General features: G+C 67.5%; 12 protein-coding genes. 4 read left to right on the forward strand and 8 right to left on the reverse strand.

The features are described from left to right. Nucleotides 1–29 precede the first annotated feature (29 nt). On the forward strand, nucleotides 30–2,324 hold the full coding sequence (locus tag V7Q48_RS02895; RefSeq protein ID WP_333836154.1) for a bifunctional diguanylate cyclase/phosphodiesterase: 2,295 nt from the start codon (nucleotides 30–32) through the stop codon (nucleotides 2,322–2,324). A gap of 14 nt (nucleotides 2,325–2,338) precedes the next feature. On the opposite strand, the gene V7Q48_RS02900 is transcribed toward V7Q48_RS02895, so the two are convergent. Together V7Q48_RS02900 and V7Q48_RS02905 are read right to left on the reverse strand one after the other, a co-directional pair. Further along, nucleotides 2,339–2,878, reverse strand: coding sequence for an rRNA large subunit pseudouridine synthase E (locus V7Q48_RS02900; RefSeq protein ID WP_333836155.1), 540 nt, complete (start codon nucleotides 2,876–2,878; stop codon nucleotides 2,339–2,341). Between the two features lie 6 nt (nucleotides 2,879–2,884). Beyond that, nucleotides 2,885–4,054 (reverse strand): cupin domain-containing protein, encoded by a 1,170-nt coding sequence (locus V7Q48_RS02905; RefSeq protein WP_333836156.1) that lies wholly within the window; start codon nucleotides 4,052–4,054, stop codon nucleotides 2,885–2,887. 152 nt (nucleotides 4,055–4,206) lie between these two features. On the opposite strand from V7Q48_RS02905, the gene V7Q48_RS02910 reads away from it, so the two are divergent. The 3 genes from V7Q48_RS02910 to V7Q48_RS02920 all read left to right on the forward strand — a co-directional run bounded on the left by V7Q48_RS02910 (nucleotide 4,207) and on the right by V7Q48_RS02920 (nucleotide 6,259). Beyond that, nucleotides 4,207–4,890 carry a spermidine synthase gene (locus tag V7Q48_RS02910; protein WP_333836157.1) on the forward strand — a complete coding sequence of 228 codons (684 nt, stop codon included), beginning with the start codon at nucleotides 4,207–4,209 and terminating at the stop codon, nucleotides 4,888–4,890. A 132-nt stretch (nucleotides 4,891–5,022) separates the two neighbouring features. Then, nucleotides 5,023–6,036: a class 1 fructose-bisphosphatase gene (locus tag V7Q48_RS02915; RefSeq protein WP_333836158.1), complete on the forward strand. Its 1,014-nt coding sequence runs from the start codon at nucleotides 5,023–5,025 to the stop codon at nucleotides 6,034–6,036. Between the two features lie 97 nt (nucleotides 6,037–6,133). Further along, entirely contained in the window at nucleotides 6,134–6,259 is a 126-nt protein-coding gene (locus V7Q48_RS02920) for a hypothetical protein (protein ID WP_333836159.1), read from the forward strand. A 21-nt stretch (nucleotides 6,260–6,280) separates the two neighbouring features. Here V7Q48_RS02920 and V7Q48_RS02925 read toward each other — a convergent pair whose 3' ends face one another. The 6 genes from V7Q48_RS02925 to V7Q48_RS02950 all read right to left on the reverse strand — a co-directional run bounded on the left by V7Q48_RS02925 (nucleotide 6,281) and on the right by V7Q48_RS02950 (nucleotide 13,019). Beyond that, on the reverse strand, nucleotides 6,281–8,539 hold the full coding sequence (locus tag V7Q48_RS02925) for a CHASE2 domain-containing protein (RefSeq protein ID WP_333836161.1): 2,259 nt from the start codon (nucleotides 8,537–8,539) through the stop codon (nucleotides 6,281–6,283). Then, entirely contained in the window at nucleotides 8,536–9,870 is a 1,335-nt protein-coding gene (locus tag V7Q48_RS02930; protein WP_333836162.1) for a FecR domain-containing protein, read from the reverse strand. Before V7Q48_RS02930 ends, V7Q48_RS02925 begins: the two co-directional genes overlap by 4 nt. Next, nucleotides 9,851–10,537: a response regulator transcription factor gene (locus V7Q48_RS02935; RefSeq protein WP_333836164.1), complete on the reverse strand. Its 687-nt coding sequence runs from the start codon at nucleotides 10,535–10,537 to the stop codon at nucleotides 9,851–9,853. The genes V7Q48_RS02930 and V7Q48_RS02935 overlap by 20 nt, the downstream gene beginning before the upstream one ends. 132 nt (nucleotides 10,538–10,669) lie before the next feature. After that, entirely contained in the window at nucleotides 10,670–11,842 is a 1,173-nt protein-coding gene (locus tag V7Q48_RS02940; protein ID WP_333836165.1) for a zinc-dependent alcohol dehydrogenase, read from the reverse strand. A gap of 2 nt (nucleotides 11,843–11,844) precedes the next feature. Next, complete coding sequence (locus V7Q48_RS02945; protein WP_333836166.1) at nucleotides 11,845–12,393, reverse strand: SRPBCC family protein; 549 nt, start codon at nucleotides 12,391–12,393, stop codon at nucleotides 11,845–11,847. Nucleotides 12,394–12,503: 110 nt separating this feature from the next. Beyond that, on the reverse strand, nucleotides 12,504–13,019 hold the full coding sequence (locus V7Q48_RS02950) for a ferritin-like domain-containing protein (RefSeq protein WP_333836167.1): 516 nt from the start codon (nucleotides 13,017–13,019) through the stop codon (nucleotides 12,504–12,506).

Consider the following 13,019-nt stretch of genomic DNA (forward strand, 5'->3'; position numbering starts at 1 on the left):
TCCGGCGGCTCGGCCTTCGGTTCTCCGCCTTGCTGGACAGGCGCGTCAAGACGCTCGGCAGCCGGATCGCGTTCGTCTACCTCGGGTTGCTGGCCTGCATCATGGCCGTGACCATCGCGGTGGCCAGCTCGGGCATCACGGTGTTCGCCCGGCAGACGGCGGAACGCGAACTTTCGGCCAACGCGCGCGTGTTCGACCAGATCATCGCGACGCAGCAAAGCCAGATGGCCGATGCCGGCGAGGTCGTGGCGCGCGATTTCGGCTTCCGCGAGGCACTCGCCACGGGGGATGAGCCGACGCTCAAATCGGCGCTGGCGAGCCTGCGCGATCGCGCCAAGGTCAGCGCCGTCGCCGTCGTGCAGCTCGACGGGCAGGTCGTCGCTACCGACGGTGCAGGGGCGATCGATGGCACCGGGATGCTGGGCCGGCTGGAGCGGGGGCAGGATCGCGGCGTCGTCGCGCTGGCGGGGCGTGAAGCGCTGGCTGCGTCGGTGCGTATCGAGATGCCCGATCTCGCCGGATGGCTGGTGCTGTTCAACGAACTCGGCCCCGACGACATGAAACGGCTGTCCAGCCTGTCGGCCGTGGCCGTGAAGGTGCGGATCGTCGACCGCTCTGCTCTTTCACCGAAGCTCGCCCAGGCCGAACTCGGGCGCATCGCCGAGGTCGATGGCTCGCACGGGCGGTCGCTGGTGCGTATTTCCGCGATCACGGCGCTGCAGGACGGGCGCGAGCCGCGTCTGATCCTCGGTTATTCGCTCGATGCCGCACTGGCGCAGTACAACGAGCTGCGGGCCATCCTCCTGCTCATCAGCGGGTTGGGCATGCTGGCCGGCGGCTGGGCGGCCATCCGCCTCTCTCGCGGGGTCGCAAAGCCGCTGCAGACCCTCGCGGATGCGGCTCGTGCCTATGGGCGGGGCACCGTCGCCAAGGTTCGGGTGAACGGCGTCACCGAGATCCGTTCGCTCGCGGAAAGCTTCAACGCAATGGTCGAGGCGGTCGAGGAGCGCGAGCAGCAGGTGCTGCACGCCTCGTTGCACGATACGCTGACCGGTCTGCCCAACCGCCGCTTCTTCATCGAGAAGCTCGATCGGGCGGTGCTGCGCCAGAGCGAGCAGCAGCGCACGCTGGTGGCGTTCATCGATGTCGACGACTTCAAGGCCATCAACGACACCATGGGTCATCCCACGGGTGACGCCCTGCTGCGGACTGTGGCGGATACACTGCAGAGCCAGCATCGTGACGCCATGGTCGCCCGGTTCGGCGGCGACGAGTTCGGCCTCCTGCTCTACGGGCTCGAACCCGGCGAGGATTGCACCGCGATTGCCCGCAAACTCGAAGCGGCACTGAACCGTGAGGTCACGATAGATGGCCGCACGCTCCTGTTGTCCTGCAGCGTTGGCATCGCGATGGGGCCGCAGGATGGCGAAAGCGCCGATGCCCTGCTCAAGAGTGCCGATCTCGCGCTCTATCGTGCGAAGAGCGACGGTAAAGGGACCTACCACTTCTTCGAGCCCGCGCTCGACGCCGAGGCCAGCCGCCGCCGCCGCATGGAAATCGACCTGCGCCGTGCGATCCGCGAGGGCGAGTTCGAGCTCTACTTCCAGCCGCTGTTCTCGATATCCGAGAATCGTGTGAAGGGCTTCGAAGCCCTGATGCGCTGGCCGCACAAGGAACAGGGGATGATCAGCCCCGCCACGTTCATCCCGATCGCCGAAGAATCGGGCATGATCGTGCAACTGGGCGAATGGGCGTTGCGCGAGGCTTGCCGCCAGGCTGCGCAATGGCCTGACGACATCAGCGTCGCGGTCAACATCTCGCCGCGCCAGCTGGCCACCGACGGCCTGGCCGCCTGCATCGCGCAGGCGCTGGCGCAGAGCGGCTTGCCGGCCTGCCGGCTCGAGCTGGAGATCACCGAAAGCGTGTTCATCGGCAATGTCGATAAGACGCTCAAGATCCTCTATTCGCTGCAGGCGCTGGGCGTGCGCGTCGCACTCGACGATTTCGGCACGGGCTATTCCTCGCTCAGCTATCTGCGCTCGTTCCCCTTCAACAAGATCAAGATCGACCAGAGCTTCGTGCGCGCGCTGGAGGAAGGCGGCAGTGCCCACGCGATCGTGCGCGCGATCACCACGCTCGCCGATGCGCTGGGCATGGAAACGCTCGCCGAGGGCGTGGAAACGCAGACGCTGCTCGATACGCTGCGCCGCGAGGGCTGTGACATGATCCAGGGTTACCTGATCGGCCGGCCCGTGCCTGGCCCGCAGGTTTTCGACCTCCTGCCGATCTGGCAGGCAGCTCGGCCGGTCCTGGCCGCAGGGTGACGGCCCGCCGTGGGCTAGGGGGAGATTTCCCGCCACGCCCCCGGCGCCAGATCGTCGAGCGTCCAGTCGCCGATCCGCCAGCGAACAAGGCGCAGCGTCGGATGGCCGATGGCGGCGGTCATGCGGCGTACCTGGCGGTTGCGGCCCTCGCGGATCGTCAGTTGCACCCAGCAGTCGGGCACGGTCTTGCGGAAACGCACCGGGGGATCGCGCGGCCACAGCGCCGGCGGGTCGATCCGTTCGACGGCGGCCGGCAAGGTCAGCCCATCCTTGAGCCGGACACCCTGGCGCAGCGCGTCGAGCGCTGTTTCATCCGGTTCGCCCTCCACCTGCACCAGATAGGTCTTGGGCGCCTTGAAGCGCGGATCGGCGATGCGCGCCTGAAGGCGGCCGTCATCGGTCAGCAGCAGCAGCCCCTCGCTGTCACGGTCGAGGCGCCCGGCGGGATAGACGCCGGGGCGGTTCACATACGCGGCAAGGGTAGGGTGCCCGCTGCCTTCGTCGGTGAACTGGCTTAGCACGCCCCAGGGCTTGTTGAACGCGATCAGCACCATGCCGGATCAGTCCCAGTCTGCTTCGTCGTCTTCGTCCACGAAGGACAGGCTTCCCTGCGCGATCAGCGCCGTCACCAGCGTGACGACCTCGGCCGAAGGGGGCAGCGTGGTTGCGATGGACGCGCATATGGTATCCGCCGCTGCAACCGCTGCGCCAGGGCAGGCGAACCGCTCGCCATCGGCGTAAAGCAGGGTGCCTGCCTCCTCACGCAGAATGGCAAACCGGTGGGCAGGATTGCGCGCGACGGGGATGCCGTCGGCGAGGGCACTGCGCACCGCGTCTTCGGTCGGCGCGGCTTCGGGCCGCCAATCGGCATCGGGATACTTGGGCAACGTGGTGTGATGCGCAAACCAGCGTGCGAACGCGGCGCGGTCGGACAGCGCATCGAGCACCATGGCGTGGAGCCGGTCGATCGCGGCGGGCGCGATCTCCGCCGGATGGGCCTGCGGGGCAAGATCGGGATCGGCATAGCGGTCCATCTCGGGCAGCAGCGCGGCGACATGGTCGCACCAGCCCTCGACCAGTTCGGCGCGCGAGGGGGCACGGAACCCGATCGAGTAGGTCATGCAGTCGTCGCCCACCGCCGCGCCATCGTGCGCAAAGCCGGGCGGCACGTAGAGGATGTCGCCGGGCTCGAGCACCCAGCCGCCGCTGGCCTCGAAATCGGCGATGAGCCGCAGGTCTTCGTGTGGGAGCAGCGGCGTATCGTCGCCGCAGCGCGGACCGACCCGCCAGCGCCGGCGCCCCAGCCCTTGCACGAGGAACACGTCGTACTGGTCGAAATGCGCGCCGACCCCTGCGCCATGGGTCGCATAGCTGACCATGACGTCGTCGATCCGCCAGTCTGGCACGAAGCGGAACGGCTGGATCAGCGCAGCGACATCGGGGACATGCTGATCGACCGCCTGGACCAGGATCGTCCAGCTTTCACCGTCGAGCGCGGCGAAGCGATCCTCAGGCAGCGGGCCGTTTTCCATGACCGGACCGCCGGCCGCCCGAACGATAAGGCGCGATTCGATGCCGTCTTCGCAGGCGAGGCCGGCAAGTTCGTCGGGCTCGAGCGGATTGTGCCACGCGGTCCATGGATTGCGGATCAGCGCGGGCCGCTTCTGCCAGTCCTCCGCGAGGAAGCGGGCGAGATCGAAACGGGCGGGATCGAGTTGGGGGAAAGCCATGGCGCTGCTCATGCGCGCGGCCGCGGTCGGTGTCAAAAGCCAAGCCGGCCAATTGCTTTTGCGCCGCCACCCGCTATGGCGGTCACAGCCTCTGCGGCGACAGGGTTTTTCCCGGCCGCGTCTTCTCCCTCACGCTGAATCGGATACGAGCCTTGGGGCAGACGACCACAGACGCCATCCGCCTGATCGATACCGCGCGCCTGCCCGATGGCGGAAAGCTCCTGCTGCTCCAGTCCGGCGACCAGTTTTCGATCGAACTCGATAACGAAGAACTGATGGGCAACACCGACCACGTCTCGGAAGAGGCGCTTGCCACCATGACGGCCGAGCGGCTGCCGATGGGCGATCCGCATGTGCTGATCGGCGGGCTGGGCATGGGCTTCACGCTCGGCGCGGCGATCGGCGCCTGGGGGCCGGGGGCGGCGATCGACGTCGCCGAACTGATCCCGGAAGTGGTGCAGTGGGCCAAGGGGCCGCTGGCGCACGTGTTCGGCACCAAGCTGTCGGACCCGCGCGTGACGGTGCGCGTCGCCGACGTGCACGACGTGATCCGCGGCAGTACCGACCACTATGACGCCATCATGCTCGACGTCGACAATGGGCCCGACGGGCTGGTGCAGATGGCCAACGACCGGCTTTATGGCGGCGAGGGTCTGGAATCGGCCTATCTCGCGCTGCGTCCGGGCGGCATCCTCGCGGTGTGGTCGGCCGATCCCGACATCGGTTTCTACCGCCGGCTCTGCGCCGCCGGCTTCGTCGTGGATGAAGTCGCCGTGCCTGCATTCGCCGGAAGCGTGCACGACGACCACGTGATCTGGTTCGCGACCCGCCCCTGAATTCTTGCGCAAGAGGGTGGCAATGGTCGCCATCCTGACGCATGATTGCTGCACTGCCACATCAGCGATAAGGGCTGGCAAGTCGGGCCCTTCATACGTATGCGCGGACGATCACAGCAGGAAGAGGCCCCGATGCAACGAATCACGCTTACCCGGTTCCTGATCGAGCAGCAGCGCAAGGACCCCGCGACGTGCCCCGCCGAACTGCGCCTGCTGATCGAAACCGTGGCCCGCGCCTGCAAGACGGTCACGCACGCCATCTCCAAGGGTGCGCTAGGCGACGTCCTCGGCAGCCTGGGTTCGGAAAACGTGCAGGGCGAGGTCCAGAAGAAGCTGGACGTGATCGCCAACGAAATCCTGCTCGACGCCAACGAGTGGGGCGGCCACCTTGCGGCCATGGCCTCGGAAGAGATGGAGACGATCCATCGCATTCCCAACCGCTATCCCAAGGGCGAATACCTGCTGCTGTTCGATCCGATCGACGGGTCGAGCAACATCGACGTCGATCTCTCGGTCGGCACGATCTTTTCGGTGCTGCGCGCGCCCGAAGCCTGCGCCGGGCGCGACGTGGTCGAGGAGGATTTCCTCCAGACCGGACGCGAACAGGTTGCCGCCGGCTATGCGATCTATGGCCCGCAGACCATGCTGGTGCTGACGCTGGGCCAGGGTGTGTATGAATTCACGCTCGACCGCGAGATGGGCGCCTGGCGCATGACCGACGGGCCCTTGCGCATCCCCGCCGGCAACTGCGAAGTGGCGATCAACATGGCGCGCCGTGCGCAGTGGTCGCCCGAAATCCGCGAATACATCGACGCCCGTGTCGGTTGCGAGAGTGGCCCGCTCGCCGGCAAGTACAACATGCGCTGGACCGGCTCGATGGTCGCGGACATCCACCGCATCCTCAAGCGCGGCGGCGTGTTCCTCTATCCCGCCGACCACAGCAATCCCGGCAAGGCGCGCCTGCGCCTGCTGTATGAAGCCAACCCGATGGGCATGCTGATCGAACAGGCCGGTGGCCTCGCCATCGACGGGCACACCCACATTCTCGACGCCGCGCCTACTGGCCTGCACCAGCGGATCGGCGTGATCCTGGGCGACGCGCAGGAACTGGCGGCTCTGAAAGTGCCGGCGCCGACGGCGGCCTGACAGGTTCGGCACCGCCGGCGGCGGATTTGACATTCCTTTACGCGCGCGGGCGAACGCTGCGTGGCATGGCAGCAAGGTAGATCACCGAGAGCTCGCCATGCCGTTTTTTGCCTCGCCCGCGCATCCTGCCCGTCGCCCCGTCAAGCTAGCGTCGATCGCGCTGCTCAATGTCGCGCTGTGGCTGGTCGTGGCCGCTGCCGTCTGGATGGCTCTTCGCCCCTGAGGTGCGGGCAGTGCCCGGCGATCAGGCGGTGATCGGCAGGCGCAGGATGAAGGTCGCGCCTTGGCCGGGTTGGCTGATGCACCGCGTCGCGCCATGGTGGCGCACCATCACGGTGTGGACGAAGCTCAATCCGAGGCCTGCACCGCTGGTCTTGGGACCCAGGCCCACGGGGCCGCGGCTGAACCGTTCGTAGATCCGGGCCTGCAGATCGGGGGCGATGCCCGGCCCCTGGTCGGTTACGGTGCACAGCGCCCACGGCTTCCCGGCGGCATCGGTCTCGCGATCGAGCGTGCAGGTGATCGTCGAATGGGCGGGGCTGTACTTGATGGCATTGCCGATGACGTTGACCAGCGCGCGGGTCAGCAGCGAGCGCTCGGCCGTCACCACGAGATCGCCGGGCGCCTTGGTGTGAGTGGCAATGCCGATCGCCTTGGCCCTGGATTGCGGCCACAGGTCGTCGATCGCGTCGATCAGCATGTCGGCGAGGTCGACTTCCTCGAGCACGTAATCGAGGTTTTCCGCGCGCGCCAACTGCACGAACCCGTCTGCCAGGCGCAGTGTGGTCTCGGCATAGTGACGGATCGCGCCGGCTTCGACTGCATGGATGCGCTCCGGCGGAGCGGTTTCGAGAACGGCAAGGATCGAGGCTTGCGGTGAGCGCATGTCGTGCGTGAGCAGTTGGATCACGTCGTCGCGCTGGCGTTGCGCCGCCTTGGCCTCGCTGATGTCGACGAACCGGATGATCCAGCCGCTCGGGCTGCCATCGGTGCTGGTCTGCGGTGCGATGCCGACGAGATGGAAATGTGCGGCATCGATCTGCGCCTCGTATGTCGCACCGGCGGGGTCCGATGGCGGGAAGGGCGGGCGTTCCCCGCGCCCGGTCTCGCGAAACGGGGCGAGCAGGTCGGTCGCGCCGGCACCGGCGACGGCTTCCAGGCCGAGGCCTGCAAATAGCCGCTGCGCGGCGAGGTTGGCGATCATCACGCGGCCATCGAGATCGGTGACGAGCGTCGCATCGGGAAGCTGGTCGAGCCGATCGGCGACGAAGTGGCGCATTTCGCGGTTGGCGTTGATCGCGGCATGCAGCAGCGCGATCGTCGACGAAACGCCGCTGCCACGCGAAGCGAGCGGCGCGCGGGGCAGCAGGGCAGGCTCACGAGCCAGTTTTTGGAGCTGCGCATGGAGAAACGCCTCGACCAGCGCCAGCTGTCGCCAGCCCCATAGAGGCCAGGCAAAGGCGAGCCCGGCCAGCGCCGCTCCGGGGGGCAGCCAGAGCCGCATGCCCATCAGCGCTACAGCTGACGTCCCCAGCACCAGCAGCACCGCGATGAACACGCCCGCGAGCGACGGCAACCGACGCCATGGGCCGAGCAGACCCATCATGACCCACAGTGGCAAGAGGCCGAGCGCCAGCTGGCCGGCCAGCCCGGCCTGCCGGATCATGCGCCCGGAGAGAAGGCCGCCGAGATGGAAGGCCTGAATTTCCAGCCCGGACATGACCCGGCCGGCAGGCGTCGGGTAGCGGCTGCCGAGGCCGGTGGCGGTCACTCCGACCAGTACCAGGCGGCCGCGGATCGCGTCATCGGGGACCTGGCCCGACAGGACGTCGGCGGCCGAGACCTCGGGCCAACCCGTGCCGCTGCCACCGAAGGGAATGCGACGCGGGGCTTGCGATGTCGTCGCCTCGCGCGTCGACGTGGCAGACCGGGCGGCGGCGGTCATCAGGTCGATCGTGCCGCGCGGTGGTGGCGGCACGGTCCGCACCACGCCGTCGGCATCGGGCAGGATCGTCGCCGCGCCCAGGCCCGCAGCACCGCGACGGATCGGCGCGATCGGGGGCAGGGGCGAGATCGAGGGCGCGCCGGGCTGATCGGCCATAGGCGGCAGAACCGGCAGGACGACCCGACCCGCTGCCGCGATGGCCTCGCCAAGGCGGGCATCCTGCGCCGGATCGGACGGTTCGGTAAACAGAACGTCGTAGGCGATGCTTCGCGCACCCGCCGCATGCAGGCGCGCAATCAGGCTCGCGTGCAGATCGCGCGGCCAGGGCCAGCGGCCGAGGCGGGCGATACTGGCATCGTCGATCTCGACGAGCAGCAGCGGCGGTGTAGTGCCTTTTGCACCAGCGCCAGCGCCAATTGTGGGCAGAAGATGATCGTAGAGCAGGTTGTCGATGCGCTGCATGGTGCGATCGAGCGTCAACCCCACGACGAGTGCGCTCGCCATGAAGAGGATCACCCACCACTGCAACACGAGCCGCCGGGGCTGCGGCGTGATCACCAGGGTGCCCCGATCCTGACATCCTGATATTCCGACCAGCGTGCCTCGGCCCGCCCGGCCACGGTCTGCACGGTCTGGACTCGCCAGCGGTATCGGCCCGCCGGAAGCGCGATGCCGACGAGCATATGGCTCGAAAGACCATCGCGGTCGATGCGCGGCCGATCCTCGTGGCCCGGACGCGCGAGCTGGAACCGGAAGCGGGCATCGGGCGCGCTGGTGCCGTCCCAATGGAACACGATCTGCCGCGCCGGGCCGTTCCAGCCATCCTCAACCCACAAGCGCAGGCGATCGACGCGCTGGCGGATGAACGCGGCCATTGCGGGCTCGCCCTCCAGCCCGTTTGCATCGATGGCGGTGGCGCGCACGAACCACCGGCCATCGGCAAGGTTCTGGAATTGCGCCTCCGGGCTGCGGGTAATGGCCTCGTCGACCGGCTTGAGGAAGGCCTCATCGGCGGCGATCTGCCAGTGCCACGCCGATGCGCCAGGCGCGGGATGCAAGGCGAACCTTGCCATCTCATCGGATTGCGGCCGGTCCGCCGCGACGAGTTCGGGCGGGGGCAACAGGCGCACCGGCTCGCCGAGGTCGCTGGCGCTACCGAAGCCGGCCGGGAGCACCTGTTCGGTCTTGCCGCCCTCGAAGTTCACCTTGCCCTCCAGCACTTCGCTGGTCGCGCGCTTGGCGGCTTCGTCGAAATGCATGCGGAAGCGGGTGCCGCGTACCGATGTCACGGCCCCCGGGGTGGCGAACTGGAACGTGCTCTGCGGATCGCGCATCGGCGTCACCTGCGCGGTGGCGCTCCCCTGCTCGATCGCAAAGAGCCGCTCGACATGGGAATCGAGCACGACGCGGCGCAACCGGCGCACGCGCACGGTCGATTGCGAGGGCATGGCGACGTTGGTCTGGTCGGGCAGCACGAGCGTCACGAACGACTTCTGCCCGGTCTCGATCAGTGCGCCTTCCGACACGGGCATGCCGTTCGTGGCGGCGCGTCCGTCGAGCCGGACGTTGCCGCGCATCGACAACACCGTTGCGCTCACCAGCACATGCTTGAGCAACTCGCGCGGGATCTGCAGCGTCATGCCGATGGGCAGGCGTAGCGGGTCGGCGACGTGGTTGAGCTGCTGGACGATACGATAGGTTTCAGGCCGGATGAGGTAATCGCTGGCCAGCCGAAACAGGTTGTCGCCGGGCCGCACCACATAGCGCACCATGGCCGGGGCGGTTGAAGGCGCGACCGCGGGGCGCGTCTGCGCTGCGGCCGGCGCAGCAGTCCCCAGCGATGCCAGCGCAAGCAGGGCGCCCAGCGCCTCAGGCCGCAAGCGCTTCAAGGCGATATCCATAGGCGTAGATTGGCACCAGCTTGAACCCGTTGTCGGGGCGCAGGTTCAGCTTGGTGCGGATATTGGAGATATGCGCATCGAGCGTGCGCGTCGGCAGGTTAGGGTTGCGGCCCCAGAGCGCCTCGAAGATGTAGGCCCGCGACAGCGCCCGATGGAGGTTGCGGAACAGCAGCAGCGCGAGCGCGAATTCCTTGGCGGTCACCCCGATCGTTTCGCCCGCCAGCTGGACGATCTCGCCACGCGTATCGAAGCTGTAGGGACCGAAGGTTTCCACCGCCGGCGCGATCGTGGGATAGACGCGCCGCGCCAGCGCGTTGACCCGCGCCTTGAGCACGTTGGGCGCGACCGGCTTGATGACATAGTCATCGGCGCCGGCAGAGAGCCCGGCGACGATGTCTTCCTCGGCCGAGCGGCTGGTGAGCATGAGCGAGGGCGGCGCGACCTCGAGATTGGCGCGCGTCCATTCGATCACCCCGAGGCCGGACAGGCCGGGCACGTTCCAGTCCAGGATCAGCAGGTCGTACGTACTGCGATGCAGGGCGCGCGTCAGCAACTGCCCGTCACCATAGACCTCGCAGGTGTGGCCGCCCTCGGCCAAGGTCATCTCGACCAGACCGGCGAGCGCCACGTCGTCTTCCAAAATCGCTATCCGCACGTTGACCCTTCTGCGCCTATTCCGGCTTATGTCCGGTTAATAGGCGCGAAGGGCCGGTTAGGCGAGCGCGGGGCGGGCCCTTTGCAATGTTTTACAGCCCACCCCGGTATCGCGGCCGCCCGGTCGCGCAGGTCAGGGCGTCAGAACCACCTTGGTACACGCGTCGGGGGAATCGTGGAACTGCCGGTAACCGTCGGGTGCGTCGGCCAGGCGCATGCGATGGCTAATGAGGAAGGTGCTGTCGATGCGGTCCTCGGCGATGGCGGCATAGAGCGCGGGCAGGTAGCGCTGGACGTGCGTCTGGCCGGTGCGCAGCGTCAGCCCCTTTTCCATCAAGGCGCCCAGCGGAAACTTGTCGACGAACCCGCCATAGACGCCCGGCATCGAGACGCGGCCGCCCTTGCGCGTGGCGTGGATCACCTGGCGGATGACGTGCGGGCGATCGGTGCCGAGGAACAGGCTGGCCTTGATCTGGTCCCAGATGTTGTCGGCGAAGGCGCCGTGCGCCTCGAGCCCGACACAATCGATGCTGGCGTCAGGGCCGATGCCCCCGGTCATGTCCTCGAGAGCGTCGAAGACCTTCGATTGCGAGAAGTCGATCGTCTCCGCGCCAAAGCGCCGGGCCAGTTCGAGGCGTTGCGGGAAATGGTCGATGGCGATGACCTGCTCCGCCCCCATCAGAAACGCCGACTGCACTGCGAACAGCCCGACCGGGCCGCAACCCCAGACCGCGACGGTATCGCCGGGCTCGATCGCGGCGTTCTCCGCAGCCATCCAACCGGTGGGGAGGATGTCGGTTAGGAAGAGGACCTTCTCGTCCGGGATGCTGGCGTCGGGGATCACCAGCGGACCGACGTCGGAGAACGGCACGCGGACGTATTCGGCCTGCCCGCCCGAATAGCCGCCGGTCAGGTGGCTGTAGCCGAACATGCCGGGCATGGGCTTGCCATAGGCTTCCCAGCCCAAGTCCTGGTTGTCGGCGGGGTTGCCGTTGTCGCACGCGGCATATTGCTGCTTGCCGCAATGGTAGCAGTGCCCGCACGAGATGGTGAAGGGCACCACCACGCGCTGACCGACCTCGAGCGTGCTGGCCGAGCCGATCTCCACGACTTCGCCCATGAATTCATGGCCCAGCACGTCGCCCTTGGCCATGCCGGGGATGTAGCCGTCGTAAAGATGCAGGTCCGATCCGCAGATGGCGGTCGAGGTCACGCGGATGATGGCATCGCGCGGGTTGAGGATGGCGGGATCGTCGACGGTCTCGTGGCGGACGTCGTGCTTGCCGTGCCAGGTGATGGCTTTCATCGTCATTGCTCCTCGCGCTTGTCGCGTTCGCGCGCGTTGCGCGCACCGGTGGCGATTTCGCCGGCCTCCATCGCCTGCTTGAAGCGGCGCAGGTCGCGCCGGGTCTGGATGCGGGGCTCGCGCTGGAATAGCTTGGCCAGGAGCGTCCCGAGTGCGCCTCCGGGCGGCTCCCATGCGATCGTCGCGCGCACCACCGTGCCGCGCGGCCCGGCATCGCTGAAGGTGATGCGCCCGCTGTGCGTCACGTCGGATCCTTCGGCCGATTGCCAGGTCAGCGCCTTGCCCGGTTCCTCGTGCGTGATCTCCGAAATCCACGACACCGTCCGATCGCCCGGCGCCTTGACATGCCAGCGCGAGCGCCCGGCATCGAGCGGTTCGATGGCGGTCACGTTCTCCATGATCGCGGCGAGGTTGGCCGGATCGCGCCAGAAGGCAAAGAGGTCGGCAGCCGGACGATTGATCGTCACGGCCTCGGTCAGGAGCTGTCGCGCGCCCTCGAGATTGCGCGCGGCGGCGATCGGGGCGTCGTCCCGCGGGGATGGATTGTTCATCCGGTATCCTTTCGATCGTGGTCGGCCTGCCGCCGCTTCATCATGGCGGCGGCAGGCTGGGCGTCAGGGGGCAGACTTCGCGCAAATGGCGCAAAGTGCTTGGCGGGTGTTCAGTGGCTCGCCTCGTCACCCGATGCGCGGAGCGCGAGGTAACGGCGTACCACTTGCGGCAGGGTCTGCTCGACGAATGCCACCATGGCCTCTTCCTCGTGCAACGATTGCTCGAGCAGCGGGGTCGCGTCGGTAAATCCGCCGGCGTCGGCCATCACCAACAGGGCGCGGTAGGACGCCGCCTCGAAGTTCTCGAACGCATAGTTGGCAAGGCAGTTCTTGATGATCTCGTCGGGTGCCATCATGTGCGCGAGCTCCTGCAGGTTGGCGCCCAGTTCGAGCGTCAGGTCCTTCAGTGTGCTCGGACCCTCGCCAAGCCCTTCGAGGATCGAGCGAAGCCGTTCGATCTGCAGTTCGGTCTCGCCGCGGTGGCTGCGCAACCGTGTCTCCACCTCGACATAATGCGCGAGGTGTTCGATCTGCCGGTCCATCAAGGACAGGGCCTGATGTTCCATGGCATGCGCGTTGCGCAGCCCGACGACGAACGTGTGCCGCACAGCGTCACGATCGATCAT

Source organism: Novosphingobium sp. (genome assembly GCF_036803765.1).
Lineage (GTDB): Bacteria > Pseudomonadota > Alphaproteobacteria > Sphingomonadales > Sphingomonadaceae > Novosphingobium.

Excerpts from the sequence above, each read along its gene's own strand:
- V7Q48_RS02900 (WP_333836155.1), bottom strand. The coding sequence starts at position 2,878 with ATGGTGCTGATCGCGTTCAACAAGCCCTGGGGCGTGCTAAGCCAGTTC.
- V7Q48_RS02905 (WP_333836156.1), bottom strand. The coding sequence starts at position 4,054 with ATGGCTTTCCCCCAACTCGATCCCGCCCGTTTCGATCTCGCCCGCTTC.
- V7Q48_RS02915 (WP_333836158.1), top strand. The coding sequence starts at position 5,023 with ATGCAACGAATCACGCTTACCCGGTTCCTGATCGAGCAGCAGCGCAAG.
- V7Q48_RS02920 (WP_333836159.1), top strand. The coding sequence starts at position 6,134 with ATGCCGTTTTTTGCCTCGCCCGCGCATCCTGCCCGTCGCCCCGTCAAG.
- V7Q48_RS02940 (WP_333836165.1), bottom strand. The coding sequence starts at position 11,842 with ATGAAAGCCATCACCTGGCACGGCAAGCACGACGTCCGCCACGAGACC.
- V7Q48_RS02945 (WP_333836166.1), bottom strand. The coding sequence starts at position 12,393 with ATGAACAATCCATCCCCGCGGGACGACGCCCCGATCGCCGCCGCGCGC.
- V7Q48_RS02950 (WP_333836167.1), bottom strand. The coding sequence starts at position 13,019 with ATGATCGATCGTGACGCTGTGCGGCACACGTTCGTCGTCGGGCTGCGC.